This window comes from Ruminococcus flavefaciens 007c (genome assembly GCF_000571935.1).
GTDB lineage: Bacteria > Bacillota > Clostridia > Oscillospirales > Ruminococcaceae > Ruminococcus > Ruminococcus flavefaciens_F.
The window spans coordinates 38,481-60,888 of the sequence record NZ_ATAX01000007.1; the positions used below are offsets into that span (position 1 = coordinate 38,481).

Annotated in this window: 16 protein-coding genes; 7 read left to right on the forward strand and 9 right to left on the reverse strand. The window is 46.0% G+C overall.

What is annotated here, in order from left to right:
• Window positions 1–20: 20 nt before the first annotated feature.
• Together RF007C_RS01530 and RF007C_RS16190 are read right to left on the reverse strand one after the other, a co-directional pair.
• Entirely contained in the window at window positions 21–797 is a 777-nt protein-coding gene (locus tag RF007C_RS01530) for a PP2C family protein-serine/threonine phosphatase (protein ID WP_037296587.1), read from the reverse strand.
• Between the two features lie 17 nt (window positions 798–814).
• Entirely contained in the window at window positions 815–2,206 is a 1,392-nt protein-coding gene (locus RF007C_RS16190; protein ID WP_051456469.1) for an FHA domain-containing protein, read from the reverse strand.
• Between the two features lie 412 nt (window positions 2,207–2,618).
• On the opposite strand from RF007C_RS16190, the gene RF007C_RS01540 reads away from it, so the two are divergent.
• Window positions 2,619–3,224: a hypothetical protein gene (locus RF007C_RS01540; protein ID WP_037296588.1), complete on the forward strand. Its 606-nt coding sequence runs from the start codon at window positions 2,619–2,621 to the stop codon at window positions 3,222–3,224.
• Window positions 3,225–3,279: 55 nt separating this feature from the next.
• Here the strand turns inward: RF007C_RS01540 and RF007C_RS01545 are convergent, their stop codons facing one another.
• The 3 genes from RF007C_RS01545 to RF007C_RS01555 all read right to left on the reverse strand — a co-directional run bounded on the left by RF007C_RS01545 (window position 3,280) and on the right by RF007C_RS01555 (window position 5,961).
• Complete coding sequence (locus RF007C_RS01545; RefSeq protein ID WP_152537126.1) at window positions 3,280–5,220, reverse strand: Ig-like domain-containing protein; 1,941 nt, start codon at window positions 5,218–5,220, stop codon at window positions 3,280–3,282.
• 72 nt (window positions 5,221–5,292) lie between these two features.
• Complete coding sequence (locus tag RF007C_RS01550; RefSeq protein WP_037296590.1) at window positions 5,293–5,607, reverse strand: hypothetical protein; 315 nt, start codon at window positions 5,605–5,607, stop codon at window positions 5,293–5,295.
• Between the two features lie 36 nt (window positions 5,608–5,643).
• Entirely contained in the window at window positions 5,644–5,961 is a 318-nt protein-coding gene (locus RF007C_RS01555) for a WXG100 family type VII secretion target (RefSeq protein WP_037296591.1), read from the reverse strand.
• Window positions 5,962–6,426: 465 nt separating this feature from the next.
• Here RF007C_RS01555 and RF007C_RS01560 point away from each other — a divergent pair, with 465 nt between their 5' ends.
• From RF007C_RS01560 to RF007C_RS01585, 6 genes are all read left to right on the forward strand, one after another.
• The gene (locus RF007C_RS01560; protein WP_037296592.1) at window positions 6,427–8,190 is read left to right on the forward strand and encodes a choice-of-anchor X domain-containing protein; all 1,764 of its coding nucleotides are present in this window, start codon (window positions 6,427–6,429) and stop codon (window positions 8,188–8,190) included.
• A gap of 107 nt (window positions 8,191–8,297) precedes the next feature.
• Entirely contained in the window at window positions 8,298–10,307 is a 2,010-nt protein-coding gene (locus RF007C_RS01565) for an Ig-like domain-containing protein (RefSeq protein WP_037296593.1), read from the forward strand.
• A gap of 137 nt (window positions 10,308–10,444) precedes the next feature.
• Window positions 10,445–11,044 carry a response regulator transcription factor gene (locus RF007C_RS01570; protein WP_037296594.1) on the forward strand — a complete coding sequence of 200 codons (600 nt, stop codon included), beginning with the start codon at window positions 10,445–10,447 and terminating at the stop codon, window positions 11,042–11,044.
• A complete protein-coding gene (locus tag RF007C_RS01575; RefSeq protein ID WP_037296595.1) occupies window positions 11,029–12,234 on the forward strand; it encodes a sensor histidine kinase in 1,206 nt (401 codons plus the stop codon). Before RF007C_RS01570 ends, RF007C_RS01575 begins: the two co-directional genes overlap by 16 nt.
• Window positions 12,235–12,321: 87 nt before the next feature.
• Window positions 12,322–12,996, forward strand: coding sequence for an ABC transporter ATP-binding protein (locus RF007C_RS01580; RefSeq protein WP_019679381.1), 675 nt, complete (start codon window positions 12,322–12,324; stop codon window positions 12,994–12,996).
• Window positions 12,997–13,008: 12 nt separating this feature from the next.
• Window positions 13,009–15,762, forward strand: a complete 2,754-nt coding sequence (locus tag RF007C_RS01585; RefSeq protein ID WP_037296596.1) for an ABC transporter permease — start codon at window positions 13,009–13,011, stop codon at window positions 15,760–15,762.
• Window positions 15,763–15,809: 47 nt separating this feature from the next.
• Here RF007C_RS01585 and pfkB read toward each other — a convergent pair whose 3' ends face one another.
• The 4 genes from pfkB to RF007C_RS16195 form a co-directional block, all read right to left on the reverse strand.
• Window positions 15,810–16,709, reverse strand: a complete 900-nt coding sequence (pfkB, locus tag RF007C_RS01590) for a 1-phosphofructokinase (RefSeq protein WP_037296597.1) — start codon at window positions 16,707–16,709, stop codon at window positions 15,810–15,812.
• Window positions 16,710–16,888: 179 nt separating this feature from the next.
• A complete protein-coding gene (locus RF007C_RS01595) occupies window positions 16,889–19,393 on the reverse strand; it encodes a glycoside hydrolase family 9 protein (protein WP_037296598.1) in 2,505 nt (834 codons plus the stop codon).
• Between the two features lie 275 nt (window positions 19,394–19,668).
• Window positions 19,669–20,553: an alpha/beta hydrolase family esterase gene (locus RF007C_RS01600; RefSeq protein WP_037296599.1), complete on the reverse strand. Its 885-nt coding sequence runs from the start codon at window positions 20,551–20,553 to the stop codon at window positions 19,669–19,671.
• A 41-nt stretch (window positions 20,554–20,594) separates the two neighbouring features.
• Window positions 20,595–22,262, reverse strand: coding sequence for a MutS-related protein (locus tag RF007C_RS16195; RefSeq protein ID WP_051456470.1), 1,668 nt, complete (start codon window positions 22,260–22,262; stop codon window positions 20,595–20,597).
• Between the last annotated feature and the right edge of the window lie 146 nt (window positions 22,263–22,408).

A 22,408-nucleotide genomic window follows, 5' to 3' on the forward strand; every position in this document is an offset into this window, starting at 1 on the left:
TTTCTCCTGTTGCAATTGCGTCAGTCCGAATACTTCACTGCCAGAGCCGTGATATTGTCTTCCTCACTGCGTTCTATATCCAGCCTCATAAGGTATTCAAGACCTGCCTTCATCTTTTCACTGTCATCTGCCCGCGACGGAGACATTATTCCGCATATCTCCTCTTTGGTTATCTGCCTGCGGAAGCCGTCCGAGCATATAAGATAAACACATTCCGTCTCGGGCTTATGGAGCATATAATCGTACATCCTGTCCCTCGCTCCTGCGCCGATGCAGTTGGTTATCTGGTTCTGACGCTTATCGAAGCGTGCTGATTCCTCAGTGATTATGCCTCTCCTGATCTCCTCGCCGACCACAGAATGATCCATTGTTACCACCTCGGCGGTATGATCGTATATCTTGTAAAGCCGAGTATCGCCCACATGGGCTATCATGGCCGTATCAAGATAGGTATCTATCAGCAGAGAGGTAAAGGTAGTACCCATTACCTTTCCGTTGACGCTTTCCTTGTTTATATCATTGTTTATACTGTGAAGCCTCCTGTCAAGGCTACTCCTTATATCAAGAGCTCCGCTGCCCGAACGCAGCAGGGACGGATAGACGTTCTCGAACCAATCCGATACCGAGCCTATCACACAGGAGCTTGCCTTCTCTCCGTCAGCCAGTCCGCCGATGCCGTCGCAGACCGCGGCAAAAAGGATCTCTCTGCCCTTATATCTGGCAGTTTTTATCATCAGAGCGTCCTGATTCACCTTTCTGACAGCTCCCTCAGTGGTCGCATAAGAATACTCAAACATCCTGTATCCTCCGGGACTCAGTTCTCTATATTGAACGTATACTTCTCACCTGAAATTATGAGCGAACAGCCGGAAAACAGTTCTGCCTTGCTGCCCGCAGTTATATCAAGCCCCTCAAAATCAAGGGAGCTGCACGAAATGTTCTCCACGAACAAACCCTTTCTGTCTCCGACAGCTTCGCAGGTTATCACCATACCCGCCACATCATCGCTTCTGAAGGGGAAGCTCATTATCCTTATCATGGAATTATCCGAATTCTTTGTAAGGTATGCCAGAGCCTTTCCGCTGCTTTCGGCCTTTGCGGGCGCCGGACTGCTGCCGTCGTGTCTTCTCGCTACGACCACAGTTCTGGATGACTCTTCATCGTCGGAACCGTCGTTCCTTGTTACGTAGAAGGTATAGCAGAAGCGGTCAAAGTACAGCTTGTCGCCGTTTCTGATCTCTTCCGAAGTTATCCTGTTGTTCTCGTCATTGAGATATGTACCGTTAGAGGAAGTATCATTTATATAGTATCTTCCGCCCATCTCGCTTATGACAGCGTGTTCTCCAGATACGGTAGGCTGCTCTATGACAAGGTCTTTTTTCTTGTTTCTGCCGATACTGAAGGGGAAGTTCTCGATGTCGTACCTGTTTCCGCTTTCATCAGTAAGAAAAGCCTCTGCCTTTCTGAGGCGGACTACCGTATTGCTTGAGGATTCCATATCGTCAGGCTGAGGGCGGGCTATCTGCGCATTTATCGGGAAGCCAGCATTTTCGGCCTTTTCGGGTGCGCTGCTCTGATTGATGCCCGTACCCTTTTCAATGCCGTTCATGTGATTTGAATTGAAGAAATGCAGCAGCGAATCGGGCGAGAAGAAATTCTTGCCCCGCTTTTTGGAAGATCCCTGGAAGCTCGCAAGGTACTTCTCGTAGTTATTCATGTAATTTCCGTCGGTAATAATAAGATTTTTTGCGCACTTATGCATCTTCATAAGGCATTTCGGCACATCATCGCACACATAATGCTGATTGTTGAGGGGAATGTATATCATCATCACCTTTTTCAGCACGTTGTGATAATACATATACTTCGGATCGCATATGAGGTTGTCATAGGAAAAATGTGATTTCTGACAGAAGGAGAATATCTTCTGTATCCCCGATATTATCTCAAAATACTGATCCTGGCGCATTTCGGTCTTGAGGTACTCCGAAAGGGCGGTAAGGCCGCTTATATCATAGCCTATCTTGTTGGTATTGGCTGTTTTCGTACACTGAAACGGTAAGAAGTATTCACGGTACGCCTCGCTCTCGAGAGTCTGTACCTGAGTATAGTTTATTGCCTCTTTTCTTCCGACTGAAAACACAAGATAAGTCTTGTTTTCCGAATATACTGTCTTGAATGCTAATAAACTCTTTATGGGATTCATCACAAAAACCTCCTGATATGCTTATAAAAGCCCGTAGGTATGCCCCGGGCGGAATTCACTCCGTTAACAAAAAATGCGGGGACACTTCCCCGCACACTCCGATAGGATCATCATCTCCGGATCGCCTGATCCGAAAAGGTACAAAGCCGGATTTATCCTGCCGAAATATTACATCGTGTGTCAGGGAAATTCATAGTAAAACAACTGCCCGTGCCCCTTCAAATGCCTGTCTCTGCGTTATTTATACATTAGTTATATTATACGTCAAAGTCTACTGATTGTCAACATACATATTTTTAAAATATAAAGTTGCTTTTTTTCTGATTATTTGTATATTGAATTAAATTAATTGTTATGCTATAATACTGTCAGTATCACGATCACGATATAATAATTACAAAAGGTGATAAACATGAAAGGAAAAAACATTATTCTTGCTGCTGTTATGTCTTCCATGGCATTTACGGCTATGGGCTGCAGTTCAAACAATGCGCCTTCGGATACGGCTGAAACGACTGCCGCAGTTACAGAAGCCTCTTCCGCAGAGATAACCTCCGAAGCAGAGATCACCTCGGAGGCTGACAGCAAAGAGACCACCTCTGCTGACGTGACAACAGATGCCGCTGCCGAGGCCACAGAGGCTCCCGCAGAAGGTACTGCCGGCAGCGAAAATCTCTCGGCTCCCACAAACAAAGAGGTGCTCAGAGCAGTCAACGAAGCTTTCGGCATAATCAGTGACAAGTCCTTTGAGGACGATATAAAGAGCGCACGCAGCTGGAGGCTCATCGGAGAGGACGAGGAGATCAGTGCCGACAGTAAGGCGACTCCCGAGTTTCTCCTTACTCTCTGCATGAAAGCTGCTTCCTTCGTAGACAAGGACGCCTCTCTCGACGACATCATAAAGACAGCCGTTGAGAAGGGCATCATCACGGATACCGACCTCAGCAGGATCGATATGAACAACACCGCAGAATTTATCAAGAATGCCTCTCGCATCTGGGCAAGCAGTGCGTTCTGAGCCTTATATCCAATCGCAAGCGCTTACTGAAAAAGTAAGCGCTTGTTTTTTATCTTCAACCCGCATTTTTGACTACTACCGCGCAGTTTGCGAAGTATTTTCCGTCCTTTGTTGATACGGAAACACCTGAGTTGCCGTGTGCCACTGCTATGATGTTGCCCTTGGAGTCCACTGTTACAATAGAGGTATCCATCGACTTCCATTCCAGATCGGCCTCTGTATAGCCCGAAGGCAGGGATCTGAGCTCAATTGCAGCCGATTCGCCCTCGCATATGGAGATATAGGTGGTCTTTAATGAGAATATTCCCTTGGGAAGAGTCGTAGTCTCTTCGTCGGAGGTCTCCTTCTCCTTGTTTTCCTCAAACGTACAGTGAGCAACTCTCTTGCCGTTCTCATAGTGCAGGCCTTCCCATTTTATCCTGCTCTTTTCTCCCTCAAGATCAAGAAGCTTCATAACGGGATCAAGACCTGTTGTAGCAGTGACCGCATTGCAGAAACGAGCATTCATAAGCACCTTCATGAAGCCGTTCACATCGATGCAGACAAGCTTTTCGCCGTCCTCGGCAGCTCCGTTATGCACCTCAGGCTCGCCGTTCACATCAGGGCCGCTGGTTATATCAAGACTTACGAAATCTTCATCGTTGAGGAGATAATCCATTCCTACCGCTATATTCATAGTGGTATATGCCCATGATCTTCTCTCTGTTCTGATGTCGGTAAGGTCAAGAACAGAATTTACGGTACGGAACTTAGCCCCCTTCATTTCAAAGCCGTTGGTCTCTCCCGTCTTTACCTTTACGGAAAGCTCGCCCTCTGCATTAACTGCAAGGGAAAGGTCGAGATTAAGTGTAAGTCCGTCGCATATATGTACAGGGACTCTGCCTATCTCCATCGGAAGCTCGGTAAGGAAGCTTCTTGCTTCGGCTATTGAATACTTTTCACTGCTTTCGTCCTCTGTAGTCTCAAGACTCACATCGGAAATATAATCTGCCGATAAGAATATCCTCTTTATATCGGGAGCTCCGCTGCCGTTGTCACACCAGTCTATCTTTGTGTTGAGTATGATGTCCTTCAGAGAGAGCTTCACGGTACAGCCGCTTCCCAGCTGTGCGCTGAAGTCAATGCTGTCATTCTCTTCCGACATGAGCTTTTCCTTATCATAGCCGCTGAAGTTGTTTACAGAACCGCTGTTTTTGCGGAGAACAGTGACAAATCCGTTCTGTGCAGGCTCGAAACCGTTCAGATCGGCAGGAAAATGTCCCGAAACGTTCACGCTTTTGTATACCTCGCAAAGCGAAGCAGGCACACACTTAATGTCTGCTGTATCATCACCGTTGTCAACTATTGCTATTACCTTGTATGCAGCCTCATCGCCGTATTTTTCCCCGGGAAGTACAAATACCGAATCCTTGTCCAGCCTGTCGGCAGAATCAAGGGGCATCGTTATCGTATCACCTATTATCCTCATATCATCAATACGCAGACTTCTGCTCATATCCACCACATTGTCCGCCAGTATTATCTCACGGTGATCTTCAAAATGAGGATGTACCATATCCTCACGGATATTCTCAAGGGCATTCATCGCACTATCGGGATCCGAAAGATCCTCTCCATCTGTCCTGAGTCCGTGCTCCTGCACAGCACGCTCTATCTCCTCCTGAGAGGAATCGGCGTCTGCGTAGCCTGCGGCTCTTGCAAGTGTTGATGATACGAAATTATCGTTCACAGGCGCATCAAGGTCGATCTCTTCATCCTCTCCGATTATTCCCCATTCCTTCGCCTCATCAACAGGATCGCCGTCATCGCTGCCTGTACCGTATGCGTCATTTACCATATTGAGCCATTCACGGTTAGTCAGTACCTTTTTTGCCGGCTCCTCTATTTTTTCTCCCGTGAAGAACTCCTGAAGTGAACAGCCTGCCGTTAACGACAGAGATGAAACAAGCACTGCTGCTCCGATTACTGATGATATTATACGCTTAATCTTCATCATAAACCACCTTTATACATTTAATAAATTCTCGCTTATTCCTCACATGAAAGAATAAGCGAGAAAAACAAGCTTTTACTGAGGCTTCCTGATGTTTACAACATTCTGTGAAGCTATCTGATCCACTACTGCTGCCGGTTCTGCAACGTTCTGAACAAGATATGCGGATACTTTTCTAAGGTATGCGGTAAATTTCTCAAGCTCCGGCTCAAGAACCGCAAATTTATCCCTCATATCCGTAGCACTCTGTGACTGGTAGATACTTTCCGTGCTCCTGATCTTCTTTCGGAAATCTTCAAGAGTCTCATTCATACCCGCTGCATACTGACAGAGTCTGTCAGCACATACCCTTATCCCATCGGGATCAACAAATATCTCACGGTTAGCCATATACGCCGCTCCTTTCACCACCTATGAGCTTTCAGGTCAAAAACAGCAATTCTGATCCGCCTGCGCCCTGCTGTCCTCCATACGAGCTTCATGTGCGTTGGCGGTATTCCTCAGAAATGATGCGTAATCGCTCATGGCCAGACGCATAGTATCGAAGAAATGCTTCATATCCCCTACTTTTCCCCTGAAAGCCTCAGAATCCTCGCCCTTCCAGCATGAAGAGAGCTCACCTTCTATCATAGCGTACATCTGAGTATATTCGCTGTTGAAATCATCACTGAGCATATCTATCTCAGCAGCCGTCCTGATAATCTGTTCGGTACCTTCGCTGTAACGAATAGTATTCCCCGGCATTTTAATATCCTCCCCCGTGTTAAAAACACTTGTAATCATATACATTATATCACAAAACTCTTTTATGATACCATAAAAAGCAACGAGTTAAAATTTTAGTTATTTTAAAATGATAATAATTATTCAAACAGCCTGTCTGCGGCATTTAAAACTGTTTTTTCTTTACTGTGCTGTTTTTTACCACTTGTTTTGCTGACTTTTTCCACTCTTTTTGCTGTAAAAAGCCACTTTTTCTTTTTAAAAAAAGGTAGTAAAAAACAGCAATCAAGAGGGTATTATACAGCTTTTTGAGTGGTAAGAAACAGCAGCAAAAAATTTTTTCTCCTTTATTTCGTCGTTTACGTACCGTATCCGCGCCTATAATATTTAAAATATAAAGTTTCGCTGTATGCAGGTCCTGCTTTTTTCACATTATGATATAATATGCTCGCAAGATAATACCGCTCTTTTACGGAGGTCAATTCAATGAAATTCAAACGAATACTAATCTCAACTCTTCTTATAGCTTCTGTTACGTCTTCAACAGGCTGCAGCTCCGACTTCTTCGCAAAGAAGACAAACAATCCGCAGGCCGGTGCAAAACAGCAGGTATATGCTCCCGAGCTTGATCCCGGAGTGCATGAGCTCATCACAGACCAGCGCTTCAAGTCACTGGAAAGCGACGAACCGCTCCGTTTTGAGACTGCCGTTACTCCCGAGGAGGCTGAAAACGGTACTGCCGTTGAGCTCCGCGACAACAACGGCAAGACTATCTCAAAGATGTACGACGACGGTTCTCACAGCGACAGGATCGCAGGAGACGGCATCTACACCTGCAGCTACAAGCCCAAGCCCAACGGCGAGGAGACATTCTCTTATACAGCCAATATCGGCGGCGAGGAAACCAAGCCTGCCTCAGTAAGATACTTTGACAAGATAACCAAGCAGGATATTAAGGATATGCAGGGCATCAGCCAGAAAGCTTCTGATATAGAATCAAAGTATCTTGACAGCGAAGGCTATGTTCCTGAGGATAAAAAGGAAGATGTCCTCGATGAAATTGGTAATTACGCAGAAGAACTCAAACAAAGCGGCGAAGCTGTCGAGTACAGAGTAAACAAACAGTATGATAATGTTATAATCAAACTCAGCAGCGGTATAACCATGGTTTATGATAATCCAACAAAAGAAGATGCCGGTGGTGAAAGCTCTACAAGCGACACTTCAGGAGGCAGAATATATTCCGTACAAAAATTAAATGTCAAAGGATACCAACCTTTTTCTGAAACCGACCCCCATTTTGGAGACAATCTTCCTGATGTTATAAATAACATCACTTCAGAGTTTTCTTCAGATATTAAAAGCAATGGTGTCACTTCAGGTGAAGATGCCAGTCCGCAAGTCGTCAAAACATTTGGTGCTAATCAAGTTATTTTCTGGGCTGGACATGGTGGTTATGATGGTAATATTCATTCTTACTTATGTACAACAAGTGAATTTAATAAGGATGATTATACAGAAGATGATGTTATTGAAGACAGATTATTGGTTGAACTAAAAAAATCCAATACTGTTCGTATTACGTCAGAATATATAAACGCCCATTGCCCAAATATGACTGATAGTTATGTCTATTTAGGAAGCTGTCATAGCTTGCAGGATTCCGTACTTGCTGCAAGTTTTATAAACAAAGACTGCAATGTTGTTTTTGGTTTTTCAAATACTGTCAGAATTGCTTATACTGATTTAATGATGGAAGTTCTTACATCTCTTATGTGTCAAAAACGCACTTCAAATCTAACAGGTTATCCTGTAGACTACTATTCAATTGATGAAGCACTGCAAAAAGCAAAAATGATTTGTGGCGAGAACGATATGGTATTATTTGCTGGAGATAATCCTAGAGATCCAGCAGAACCCGTAATAATGGGTAACAGAAACTACAGGTTTGCAGAAACGATTGCTGGTACAAACAGCAACGCAAGTGATTTAGCCGAACTTACTCTTGGTTCATTTACCATTGACACAGTAGCGCTATATGTTGATGCAGGTTCAAACGCCACAATAGGAATTCAGTCATTTCCTGATGGTTATGACAAATCAAGACTTATCTGGACCATCGATGATGACAAAGTTGCAACAGTAAATAATGGTATTGTTCACGGAATTCAATCACAGAAACATACAAGAGTAGTTGTAAGAACCGACGATGGTTTATACACACAAGCTTGCTTTGTATATGTTAGATAAACCAAAATAAAAATTAACAGGCGGACTGCTGAAAGTATGTCCGCCTGAATACGATATAAAATGATGTAAATATATAAGGGAAAAAGATATACAGGGAGGCTGAAAAAATGAAAAAAGGTCGACTTCTTATCACTTCTTTGCTGGTAGCAGCAATTACAGCTTCATCAAGCTGCACTTTGGATCCTCCCGAAGACGGCGAGAAAAGGATTAATCCAGAGTCTGAGCAGATGGTATACGCTCCGGAGCTTGATCCCGGAGTGCATGAGCTCATCACGAATCATCGCTACAAGTCACTGGATAACAAGGAAGCTCTCCGTTTTGAGACTGCCGTTACCCCCGAGGAAGCAAGTAACGGTACTCCCGTGGAGCTCCTTGACAGCAGCGGCAAGACGATCTCAAAGATGTTCGATGACGGAACCCACATGGACAGGATCGCAGGCGATGGCATCTACACCTGCAGCTACAAGCCCAATCCCAAAATCGAAGCAAGCTTTTCATATACTGCCAGGATAGGCAATATCTCAACAGAGCCTGCTTCCGTAAGATATTTCGATAAGATCACCACTCAGGACGTTAAGGATATGGGCGATGTAAGCCGCAGCTTAGCTGTTATCCAGTCTGCATACACTGACAGTGAAGGCTATATCCCCGACGACAAAAAAGCAGATGCACTCACCGAAGCAGGCGAATACGTCAAGGAGCTTTACAACAACGGAGCTGTTTTAGAATACAGGGTAAACCAGCAGTACAATAATATCGTTATGAAGCTGAACAGCGGCTTTACTCTGGTTTATTCCACTCCGGGCAGGGAAGATCTGGACAGCGGAAGCGCTCAGTCCCCGAATACTCCCGATTATGCCGTAAAGAAATTGACGCTGAAGGGCTACCGTCCCTTTGCAGATTATGATAATGACGACTATTCCTATAAGATAGGTGAAGTACTGGAGAGATGCTTCCGCAAGATAACAGGAACTCCTGATTTTCATAACTGTATCATCGATAAAGATGTCGATAAAGGGAAAAAAGTAAGTCCCCAGTCTGTCATGGATTTCGGCCGTGACCAGGTCATATTCTGGGCGAGCCACGGCGGTTTTGACGGTGTAGTACATTCGTTTTTATGCACAGTTGAGGAGCTTCACGCCGAAAACTATGATGATGATCCGAACAATGATATCAATGATGGCGCACCGAGATACACTGACGATGACATTTTTGAAGACAGAATAATACTTCAGGCCTGTACAGGTGACAATCTTGACGATCTGATAAGGGATAGCATCGATCCTACAAAGCCCGAAATTCCCACAGGCCCTTCGTTTTTGTCTTACAGGCAGAATATGTCTGATCCTTACGAATGTGAAAGCTATATACGTCAGCTCGGCAGCACTCAACCAACAGACAGCACTATGACTCCCGGCGATTATCTGACTCCGGGTGTGGTATATCACCCTTGCATAACGGCAGAATACATATCGGCACACTGCGGAGATATGACAAATTCTTTTGTTTTCCTCTCAGCCTGCAGTCCCCTTAAGGATTCCGTACTGGCGGCAAGCTTCATAAACAAGAACTGCAATGTCGTAGTCGGCTTTGATGATACAGTACATATCGATTTTGCAGAACAGACGATAACCACTCTTGTCGATTATATGTGTACTCCCAGTACAAGACCCTCGGGAACACCATCGGATTATCAGCCTGTCAGCAAATTCTTAGATAGTTGGGGAACTGATTATCATGCCGCAACAAACAGAAGACCTGCATTCAAGACCAGATTGATAGCATTCGGAAACAAGGATTACAAATTTGCGGAGGCAATCGCGGACGACCTTTTCAACGCCCGTGAGGACGCTGAAATAAGACTTGGCTATCTGAGTCTGGAAGCAACATATATAAACGTAGACTACCGGAAGCCCAGAAAGGTGGAGATCACATCCTACCCCGATGGCTACGGTCCCGAAGACATAATCTGGACTACAGATGATGAAGATATAGCCGTGATAAATAAAGACGGCATCGTCATTGGAATACAGGAAGGCGGAAGCACACGAATATCAGCAGTGACGAAGGACGGTCTGTATACGCAGAAATGCTTTATACACGTAAGGAAAGAATGATATAGTAAATTATAGATGATAAACTCACAGGCGGACTGCTAAAGGCAGCTCCGCCTGTTTGTATTTAAAAGCTGTTTTTTTATATTGTCAAATCCGAAGTAATGTGATAAAATATAAAAAAACGAACGAGGTGGACCATGAACACTATACTTCTTGCCGAAGATGACGCAACTCTCAGAAAAAACATAGCACTATCCCTTGAAGCCGAGGGCTACAATGTAATTTCAGCCAGTACCGCAGCAGAAGCCGAGGCCTCTGCAAATTCGGCAGATCTTATAATTCTCGATGTCATGCTTCCCGACGGAAACGGCGTAGAGCTTTGCAGAAAGCTGCGCAGGATCATAAAGGCGCCCATAATATTCCTTACCTCCTGCGATGACGAAGCCGATATAATCCGCGGTCTCGACAGCGGCGGTGACGATTATATCACAAAGCCCTTCCGCCTGAAGGAGCTGTTTTCACGTATACGCGCCAATCTCCGCCGTATTCCCGATACTCACGAGCTTGATCTTACAGCCGTTGAACAGAAGCTCCTCAGCTATCTCATGCAGAACCGTGAGCAGTATCTCACCCGTGAACAGATACTGGAATTTCTCTGGGACTCAAAGGGCATATTCGTCAATGACAATACGCTTTCGGTAAATATAAGCAGGCTCCGTGAAAAGCTTAATGAGGCCGAGGGCTGCGGAAAGATAGTAACGAAAAGAGGTATTGGCTACAAATGGACGGATTCGTAAGAAACGGCTCTATGCGAAGACTGCTGCTGATATTCATATTACTCCTTGCACTGTCGGCAGGTCTGTCTTTTCTTATTGCGGATAAATGCGCGGAAAAGATCGTTTCCGCACAGATAGAAGCGGAGCTCTCTGCCATAGGAGGGGGCAAATTCTCAGCTCTCCCCGATGAGGCGTCAATCGCCGCAGGAGAGGAGATAATGAAGGAATACGGCATAAACCGTGAGCTCGAACCTAAGATAATGCGCTGCTACAACTCGGTGAGAATGACCGTATTCACCTCTTTATTCGCATTGACGGCGCTTATCTCGGTTTTATGGCTCGTTGTCAGCCTGCGTGAACTCGCGGCTATATGCCGCGATCTTGAAAGGCTCCGCACCGACTGCATAGCCGCGTCTGACAACAGCGATCACCACATTGGTCTTTACGGACGGGATCTCGATTCGGTAAGAAGAGTATCCGAGGGAGCAGAGCTGCTTCTGCGCCGTATAAACCATCTCAACTCAAAGCTCAGTCAGGAGCAGAGGTTCCTGCGCACTTTCCTCACCGACCTTTCACACCAGATAAAGACATCACTTGCAGTAGTCAGGCTTAATACGGATATGCTCAGCGAGCTGGACAATATCCCCGAGGAAAGACGTCAGCAACTCTCCGAGGAGATACAGATCAGTCTTGACGCTATGGAACAGCTGGTAATCGAAGCAATCAAGCTTGCCAAGCTGAATGCTGATGCGGTAGAATACCGTATGGAGGACAACTCACCTGCTGATATATGCAATACTGTGCTGAAACGTCTGGCTCCCATGCTGAGGAAGAATAATATATCTGTCCGCACCGACCTTGACAGCAGCGTGAGGCTCATATGCGACAAGGGTTGGCTTTGCGAGGCAGTTGAAAATATCATCAAAAATTCTGCCGATCATTCGGAATGTACAGAGATCTCAGCAGAAACAAAGAACGATCCCCTGATGATCACTATTGCCCTCTCCGACAACGGCAAGGGTATTCCTCAGAGCGATATACCAAAGCTTTTCGAGCGCTTCTCATCGGGCTCAAACGACAGGACCATGTACAGCTCGGGACTGGGTATGTCCATTGCCCATAGGATAGTAACGGACAACGGCGGCGAGATACTTGTATACTCCGAGGAGAGCAAGGGTACGAGATTTGAACTTGTATTTCTGAAAAACTGAGATTTTTTCTCGGTTTTTCTTTTTGTAACTTTAATGTAAGATTGACCTGTTATCATATAGCCAGTAGATAAGAACGGAGGTCTTATTATGGAAAACGAAATCATACTTAAAACAGAAAAACTGACAAAGCAGTACGGCGAAGGCGAAAATGCGCTCCTTGCTATCAATAATATAGACCTTGAAGTGCGCAAGGGCGAGTTCATAGCCATAACAGGCGAAAGCGGCAGCGGCAAGACCACCCTGCTCAACTGCATAGGCTCTCTTGACCGCCCCACCAGCGGAAGCATATTCTTCGGCAGTAAGGACATAACAAAGCTGAACGACAATGCTCTCTCAGCTTACCGCCGCAGGAGCATCGGCTTTATTTTCCAGGCTTTCAACCTTATTCCCGTACTCAATGTGGAAGAAAACATCGTTCTCCCGCTCAATCTTGACAATACTTCCCCCGACAAGGAGTACCTTGAGGAGCTCCTGAAGCTTACGGGGCTCGACAAGAAGCGTACCTCCTTCCCCCATGAGCTTTCGGGCGGTCAGCAGCAGCGTGTAGCCTTTGCCCGTGCATTGATACACAAGCCGCAGATCATACTGGCTGACGAGCCCACAGGAAACCTCGACAGCAAAAACAGCCGCGAGATAATATCCATACTTAAAAACTCCATAAAGAAGTACGATCAGACGCTCATACTCATCACCCATGACGGCAGCATAGCTGCACAGGCAGACCGTATCTGCCGTATAACCGACGGTGTTCTCAGCGAATAAGGAGGTGAGGGCATGAAACATCTCATATCGCTTTCTCTGAAGTATATACGCCGCCAGAAGCTGCGTACCTTCCTCACTTTCACGTGCATAATGCTCTCGGCTTTCATACTGGCAACGGTATGCACCTACGGAAGCAGCATATATTCTACCGTTTACAACTATCTCGTCTACGAACGAGGTACATGGGAGGTAGAGATAACCTCATGGATAGAGCGTTCAAAGGATCCCGAAAAGGCCATAGATAAAGCTGAAAACCATCCCTCAGTTGACGATTACCTGCTGGAAACATGGGCAACCTATGAGGTCAGATCGGAATCTCCGGCGGGGATGGGACTGATTGAAATATCCGACGGCAAAAAAACTTTAAGAGTAAACGGACTGACATTATCGGGAAAGGAAGGAAATCCCGAGCTCGAAAATGAATTTACTACGGGCCCGACCATACTTCCCCAAAACACTGCCGCGGAAGGCTGCTATTTCCCCGTCAGCATAAAGGATATGGGCTATTCCGAAGGTGATACCATAACCCTCACCTTTCGTCCCGCCACCGCAAAGCTGGACGAGAACAGCGAGATAATGAAGTCCATCCGCAAAGAACTCAAGGAAAAGAACGGTACAGAGCTTACAAGCACCGACGAAGGCTTTGATGAGCTGGACGAAAAAACAAAAAGTAAAGCTCAAAGCACGTCAATCGATATGCTTCTCAGGTTCAGAGGTCTGACTCTGGAACAATACCCTCTTACGGATATAGAATACGGCGAACCTGTGGAATATACCTTTAAGATCGCAGGCTTTTCAAACACATACCGATCTATGTATGACTGGTTCGTAATATCTAATTTAACCGCCGATATGTCAGAACTTCATGAGAAAAATCCAGGTATCTTCGCTGACAAAGGAAAACGCTTCTTTATCCGTGTCATAGACAATTACGACTATGACGAAGCACTGAAGCTCCTGTTCACCGACCTCGGCCACGATTATGACAAGGACTTCTATGACAGCTATGATTATCCTCATCCTGAAAATGACGACCTTCTCGGACTTGAATGGAAGAGCCCGTATGCGATATACAGCATACTCCCCTCTTATATAATCCCCATGCTCATCATACTTATAGTAGCATGGTTCATTGCCCGTTTTATCATCGACAATGCCTTCGAGATGGCAGTTCAGGAAAGAAGCACTCACTTTGCGTCTCTGCGAATAATAGGTGCATCCAAGGGACAGATCGCGGCAGTAGTGCTCACAGAAGCGTTGTTCTACTGCTTTACAGCCATACCCCTGGGAATAATAACGGCTGTTATCATATGCCGTACCACATTCAATTCCCTGCGCAGAGTCGGACTGAGTATGTTTGAATTCTCGGCAAATCCCTATTTCATAGGTATTGCCGCAGCATTATGCTTTATTGCCATAATAATCTCTGCTTACACCTCGGCAATGTGGGCTTCAAGGAAGCTTTCCCCTGCCGAAGCGCTCAACTTCGGCAAGCCCAGGAGCAAAAAGCGGAAGCTCCGCAGATACAGGTCAAAGCTGGATCTCAGCTCAGGAAAGTTCCTGCGCAGATATACGCGGAAGAACATAATGGCCTCAAAAAGCCGCTTCATAATCTCTACAATAACCATGACTCTCGGCGTGGTCATGTTTACCCTTTCCATACTGCTGAGCAGCTTTGTCAAATCAGGCATTGACCGCTACAGAAACAATGATTACCTTGATTACAGAATAGATTATTATTACCCGTCCGACACAGACGATCTTCTCGGTGAAGCCGAAGAATACTTCGGTAACAAGGAGATATTCTCATTCTGCTATATCAGCTGCTATAATTCCACAACGATCATGGGAGCAGAAAATTCAGATCAGATAAATGACGAAATTCTGCGCAACCAGATCGAAAACGTACATAATATCAATGTATACGCCATAAATGAAGACCTGTACAAAAAATACTTCATCGAAGAAATAACAGGCATAGACTATGCTCAGTTCAGAGACGAAAAGCTCGCATTTATCAGCAGAAGCAATATTGCCCATAACATTGATACAATGCAGCCCTATGAAGCAAGACCGCGCTCATTTGACCGGTTTGAACGTGCTTTGCGTCTGAATACGCTGACAGACTTTGATGCTGACATAATCGGAGTTATTTCAAGCCCCATACAGCTTGACGGCTGTGTGGTCATCCCCTCTGAAAACGCCATGAGTATTCTCAGCCTCGGCTTTGATATTGAACTTCAGGTAAACGGCAGGGAGCAATATGAGGAAGCACAGGCTATTATGGACAAATTCCTGGATAATGCTTATTATTCTTCATATCAGAATATGTACATGAACGGGACCGGCGTAAACGAGTTCATAAAAGCCATAATAAAGATAGTTCTTGTATTCCTTGTATCCATATGGCTGGTAGGTATACTCTCCATGATAAACTCGGTCAATACCAGCGTTCTCAACAGGAGCCGCGAGCTGATGATGCTGAGAAGTGTGGGAATGACAAGGAAACAGCTCAGGAACAGCGTGATACTCGAAACGCTGATGTTCTCCGCAGCAGCTGCCATACTCGGAACAGCCATAGGAGTAGGAGGCTTCCTGTTCTTTATAATCGTTCTTACAAAACAGGGCTCACTGCTGATAATAAGCACTGTCATCATAGTAGCTGTGCTCTCAGTCGTACTCAACATAATCATAGCTCTGGCAGCAGCCTTACCGGCTGTAAAAAGTCTCGGAAAGGTCGAATCCATTGCACAGGCTTCCATATGATATAACAAAAAGCTCACGGACGTTCTCCACTCCGTGAGCTTTTTATTTCAGAGCTGCTTCATAAGCTCGTCTATAAGTTCCTTCTTTGCCAGTCCTTCAGAAAATGTGGTAGCTCCTCCGCAGGCTGTTCCAAGCTTCAGGGCATATCCGAAGTCGCCTTTCTCACAGCCCGCCACAAAGCCTGCCAGCATAGAGTCGCCTGCTCCTACCGAATTCTTCACTAAGCCCCTGCATACGCCGCACTCATAGAGCTTTCCGTTCTCATCGAGAAGTATTGCTCCTTTTTCCGCCATTGATACCAGAACGTTCCTTGCCCCCATTTCCCTGAGCTTTGCAGCATATTCAGCGGCTTCCTCATGAGTATTTACGGAAACTCCGAATATCTCGCCCAGCTCATGATTATTTGGCTTTATAAGGAAGGGATGATATTTCAGGACATTGATGAGAAGGTCGTTCGTGGCGTCCACCACCGTCTTAATGTCCCTTCCCGAGAGCCTTTCCAGTATCTTTTCGTAAATATCCGAAGGAAGGCTCTGAGGTATGCTTCCCGCAAGTATTAGTATATCACCGTCCGAAAGCCTGTCCAGCTTGCCGAACAGCTTTTCCAGAGCATCGGCGTCAATATCGGGCCCCTGACCGTTTATCTCCGTTTCCTCGTCAGCCTTTATCTTGACATTGATACGTGAATTGCCGTGTCCGAGTCTTACAAAATCCGCTTCGATACCCATTGCACATACGCCCTGATCGATGGCCTTGCCCGTAAAGCCTGCCGTAAAGCCCATGGTCTTTGAGGTAACTCCCAGCTCTCTTAAAACTATGGATACGTTTATGCCCTTGCCGCCAAAGTATATCTCCTCACGGGAGGAACGGTTAACGCTTCCCCAGTTCATGCCGTTTGTATGAACGACATAGTCGATAGCGGGATTAAAAGTCACTGTATATATCATTTCATTTTCTCCTTCTGCTTTCTGACATCTTGATTTCCTGTATACTAATTATATAACCTGAACAGAAAAAAATCAAGCTTTCTTTTTATGCACTCCTCCGCGCTGTACTGAAAAAAGCTCCGATGAATATATACATCGGAGCTTTTCTGTTATGATAATTTATGAGAACTTTCTTCGGCTCACTCGGGGAGCTTGTTAACGAGCTTGAGCAGATATCTCTGTATAGCTGCTGCGTCTTCATTGGTAAGACCGTCGTTATTGCCTGTAACATCTGAATTTGCACGTCCCTGCTCTGTGATATGGCGCTCATAGGTTCCTGTAACACCATACTTATTGGGATTAGCAAGTGATTGCATTATAAGGATAGCGTCTGCCAGATCAACTATGCCGTCGCAGTTGGAGTCGCCGGGAAGCTGCATCTTATAACCGCTCTCTGATGAAACAACAGTAGTTGTTGTAGTTGATGTTGTCGTAGTGGTGACAGTTGTTGTGGTAGTTGTAGTACCGCCCTGCTCTCCCGAAGATGCAGCTTTCTCTGTGAGAGAAAGGAGATAGGTAAGAGGTGAATTCCAGTATATGGTTATCTCGTTTGTGGAATAGCTCTCTGAGTTGTCGATATAGCACTTTGCTGCGGGAAGATCACGGCAGTAAGCCTTTGCTGCACTGTCCTCAAGGTTCTGGTTGACACCGCCTGCCAGCATACCCTTCATAGCATGGCCTACCACCATAGAAGGACGGTGATGAGGATGCTCGGGTGAAACTGTACCGTAGCCTGATACGAAGCAGGTTCCTACGGGATTTATGCCAAGGAGATAGCCAAGCTCAGAATTTGCTGCATTGAAGTAGCTCTCCTGTCCTGTGAGCTCATTTGCCAGTCCGAGGATTATACCTGCGTTGGCGATAGTCATATTGCTTCCCCAGTTATACTTTGTGAGAGCAGAACCGTAGCTTGAATCATTTATGGTCTTTACCATCGAATCGGCCTGACTTATAACAGCCGAATAAGCTTTCTTATACAGATCGGAGTTCTTGTCTGCGCCCTTCATTGTAAGGATAGCTATATTTCCGTAATCTCCCACTGTTGACCAGTCAAGACCTGTGTAAGCCTTGCTCACGCCGGAGATATACTTCTGATCGCCTGTTGCGCGGTACATCTGTACAGCTGCCCAGTAGCGCTCATCCTTGTCAGTCTTGTCGCCGTAATCGCCTGTTACGATGTCCTTGGGATTAGTGAACAGGAAGTCGGGATTTGCTTCAAGCCATGCCCATGACTTTTCAGCTGCGTCCATGCACTTCTTTGCAAAGTCCTTGTCGTACTTCTCATAGAATTCAGCTGCAAGAGCCATTGAAGCACAGAAATCGGCAGTTGCTGTTGAGCTTACGGGAGTAACGATAAGAGGAGCTGTTTCCTTTGTAGGCATTACGTATCCCGGGAAGGTCTCACAGGATACCTTATGGTAAGCGCCGCCGTCGGAAGCCTGCATCTTCATCATCCATTCGAGCTCGAAACGTGCTTCGTCAAGAATATCGGGAACGCCGTTTCCGCTCTCGGGGATATTTGTATTATCGCCGTAAAGGTCGGGAGCTGCCTGGTATGCATAGAGCAGGTCGGCAATGGTCTTTGCGGCAGGAACAACGTATCTTCCGTAGTCACCTGCATCATGCCAGCCGCCGCAGACGTCTATCTTATCACTTGTGCCGTAGATCGTAGCCTCCTTGGTATGGCAGGCTGCGTGGCCGAATTTCTCGTCCTCGATCTCTACGCCGCAGCGCTGGAGATAAAGCATCCTTACACTGTCCTCGATAAGGTCTGAATATACCTTGCCGCCGATCTCGAAGGTATAGGAATCGTCAAGCCCCTCGCAGGAAATATAGTACTTGCCCGCTGTCTTTACGGAAGAAAAATCACCTGTCCAGTTTATCTCGTCCGCAGTGCTGTTTTCCTTCTTGTTCTCAAGCTTACCTGTATATACTGCCTCTTTAGTATCCGCATTTACTACCTTGAACTCCGTCTGATCTGTAACATCACGGAATACAGCTATCTTCTCGGCATCTGTCCTGTAGCCCACCTGGTTGATATTTATGGAAGGAGCATAGGGACGGCTCGATGCATAGTCCACATTGCTGTCGTCAACGAGCTCAAGTGATACATTGTCGATATAGATCTTGTGCTCAGGAAGCTCTCCCTCGTACTTTTCCTGGATACCGCAGTTGAATACCAGCTTTGCCATGATGTCGGTATCCTGCTTCATGGTGAACTCATAATCAATAGTCTGAGGCTCTGAGGTGAGGTTGAGTCCCTTCCATGTATAAGCCTGGTATGTACCGCCGTTCTGCTGTATCATAGCCTCGATATAGCGGTCCTCGGTAGATGATATATCGTACTTCAGACGATACACGCCGTTCTTGTACAGGGGAACTATATCATAGAACACCTGTACGGCATAGTTTACCTTGCCCACATTTGTTACTGTAAGGGCAAGCTTTCCGTCCTCTGCCTTCAGTGAGCAGACACCGCCGCTCTCCTTGTAGGTGCCCCAGTCGCTTACGCCCTTATCAAAGGTAGAATTCGTAATAAGATTGGAGCCTGCCGAAGCAGGGATGGAGATCATCGGCATAGCCGATGCCATGATGGCGCAGGCTGAAATAGCTGCTACGCACTTCTTAAAAACCTGTTTTTTCATAATATTTCCCTCTCATTTCTATGGCTATGCCACATTACTATATATATTCTATCAAATCAGTCTTATTAAATCAATAACATTTCAAGCCAATTATATATCATTTTGCGCATAACTTTTTGTGCAGGTGCCACAAAAGGACTTTTGCTGATAAAAGGCTTTAAATCAGCAGCAGTTATGATACTGAAATTTCAGCAAATCATTTTGCGCACGGTATATATAACTTATTATACGAAAAAGCGACCCGTTTGACATCACGGATCGCTTTGTATGCGCAGTTAGCGCTGTGCTTCAAAAAATTCAAGTATAAGGGCCTGTGCGTCAATGCCTTCTGTCTTTTCGGAAGGCCATGAGTGTCCTCCGCTGCGAATGAAAAGATTCCAGACCTGAGCTCTTTTCCCCTCTGCTGTATACTTTTTCAGCTCCGAGCCCTTGCCTATCTCCGTCATCGAAGACAGCTCAAGACCATTTGAGCTCACCCAGTAGTCCATAACGTCCTCTATAGCGGGAGACTCGGTGTATTCCGCAGTACCGTCACTGTTTTTAGGCACAACGTCATCCTTTTCACCCGTTATCTGGAAAAAGCCAACGTTCTTGCAGCTGCTCCGCTCCTCCCAGACACTGCTGTTCATCATTCCCGAAACACTTACCACAGCCGAATAGGTGTCCCCTGCCTCCATGGCCAGCCTGTGCGTCATAAAGGCACCGTTGCTGAAGCCCGCCGCAAAGATGTGCTCTCTGTCGAGGGCGTACTCCTTCTGAAGATACTCTGCCAGCGCCACAAGGAACTCTCTGTCCTTGTTTCCACTGCCATCGGCATATGAATTCCAGCCCCTTGAAGAGGTCCTGTCAGTAGGATCAGAGGCTCCCGTAACGTATACGACCGCATATCCTTTGGGATTAGCCTTTTCCTCAAAATGCAGCGTGCTGCGGAAGTCCTCTGCGGAGCTTCCGTAGCCGTGAAGCATAACGATAAGAGGAGCTCCGTCGGACTTTTCGGGCAGATCAAGTATATAATCATGGCTCACGCCGTCAAAGCTGCATGAAAAGGTATTATTTCCGATATCCTTCACGTTCTCCAGCTTTGGCACAGGGGCTTTTTCAGTACAGCCGCAAAGCAGCCCTGCTGCCATTATACAACCAAGAATTGCAGCCTTTTTCATGTTACACACTCCGTTTTTCTCATAGTCGATGATACTAATGCTTATTTTTTCAGTTTTTCACTGAGCTGTTCAAAGGTTATGCCGTATTTATATGCTATATCATGTGCATAGCTCTTTCCGTCCGGCTTTTTGTAGCTTATCTTGTATGAGCGTTCACCGTTGCTGCTGTCCATTACCACGCTGTCCGCTTTGCAGACCGCTCCCTCAACACTGCTGATCTGATCTGCATTTTCCGCCAGCTCGTGCATATGGGTATTGAACACCGTCCTTGCACCGATACAGCACAGGTACTTCAGTACGTCCTCGGCGATATACAGCGATTCAGTATGACTTGTGGTGGCAAAGGATTCGTTGAAGAGCAGCAGGCTGTCACGGCCTGCCGTGCGGCAGATACTGTTGAACCTGTCTGCCTCCTCGCCAAGTCTTCCGAGAGAGACCGTTTTTTCCTCGTCAACGGGGAAATGGGTATATATACCGTCACAGGGACGTATTCTTGCAGAAGAAGCAGGCACGAAAACTCCTGTCTGCTCCATGAGAAAAACAAGTCCCACGCCCTGTGTAAGTATGGTCTTACCGCCGCGGTTCGGACCTGTGAGAATATGCACTGTTCTGTCATTGGTAAACTCTATGTCGTTGCAGACTATATCCTCGTCCACCATGCCGTTAAGACGGCATATAGCCAGCTTTACGTTGTAGAAATCACGCAGGAAGCTGTCATTTTCCGACATCTCACCGACACAGCAGGGCATTCCCAGCTCCGCCAGTTTCTTTTCCAGACCGATAAAACGCATATAAAACAGGAACTCATCTGCAAGAGTCACAAGATTCCTGCCGCTGACGTCAACATACTTATTCAGTACCTTTTTCAGCTTCTGCGTCATTGACGGCAGCATTCGCTCCATGATGGTGTTCAGATTGTTCATAAGGAGACTGTCTGTGGGACGGTTGGTAGGAGACGGTATCCCGCGGTACTTCTGATCCATCCAGTCAAAGCCGTCGTTGTGCATCTCCATCTCAAAGAACTGGAGATCCTTATCGTTAAGGCTTTCCCTGCGGGATCTTATGAAGCGCTTCAGCACACCCTGTCTGGTGAAATAGAACTTATTGAAGGATATTATCCCCGTCTCCTTCGGATAGAAGGAATGATCGAAATTAACACCTATGGTCATGCTTTTTATGTTGTGTATATCGTCGCCCACAACGGATATATCCTTTTCAAGCTCGTCAAAGCCGCTGTTTGTGTAAATATCCATTACATGAGCCGCAAATCGCCTCATGCCCTCAGACCTGAATTCACGGTCGGATATAACGTCCCTTATCTGAAGTATGGAGCTTATATAGCCCTCAAGAGCTCTCAGACGGTTAAGAAATTCAAGTATAGTGGAGGTCTCACCTATATGTGCAGGCTTGTCATTGAAGTAAAAACGCAGAGAATCGAATATACGATAGAGCATCTCGCAGAGCTCCTCGTTCTCCTTCAGCTCGGAGTAAACCTCCCTGCGGTAATTTATGACTCTTTCATCTGTGGGCATCTCCAGGAGTATATTCCTTATTATCTCCTTTTCCGAAGCGTTGTCGGAGATATTCTCCGCTATAAAGTCCACAGCAAGATCGTTTGCGGTATTCTCACCCAGACTGAAGTATTTGAATTCGCCCTCAGGTGCAAGAAGGCTTATCTTATCACCGGCAGGCAATGTCGTTTTTTTCATCCTGTAGCTCCTTTCCTGCTGCTTGAAGCGGCAGAATGTATATATGATGCCTGAAAGCTGTTTCAGGCTTTATTTCCGTTGTTTTCCTTACTGATAATTATACGTCATAGCTGTCCGTTTGTCAATAAATAACGCCACAGCACATA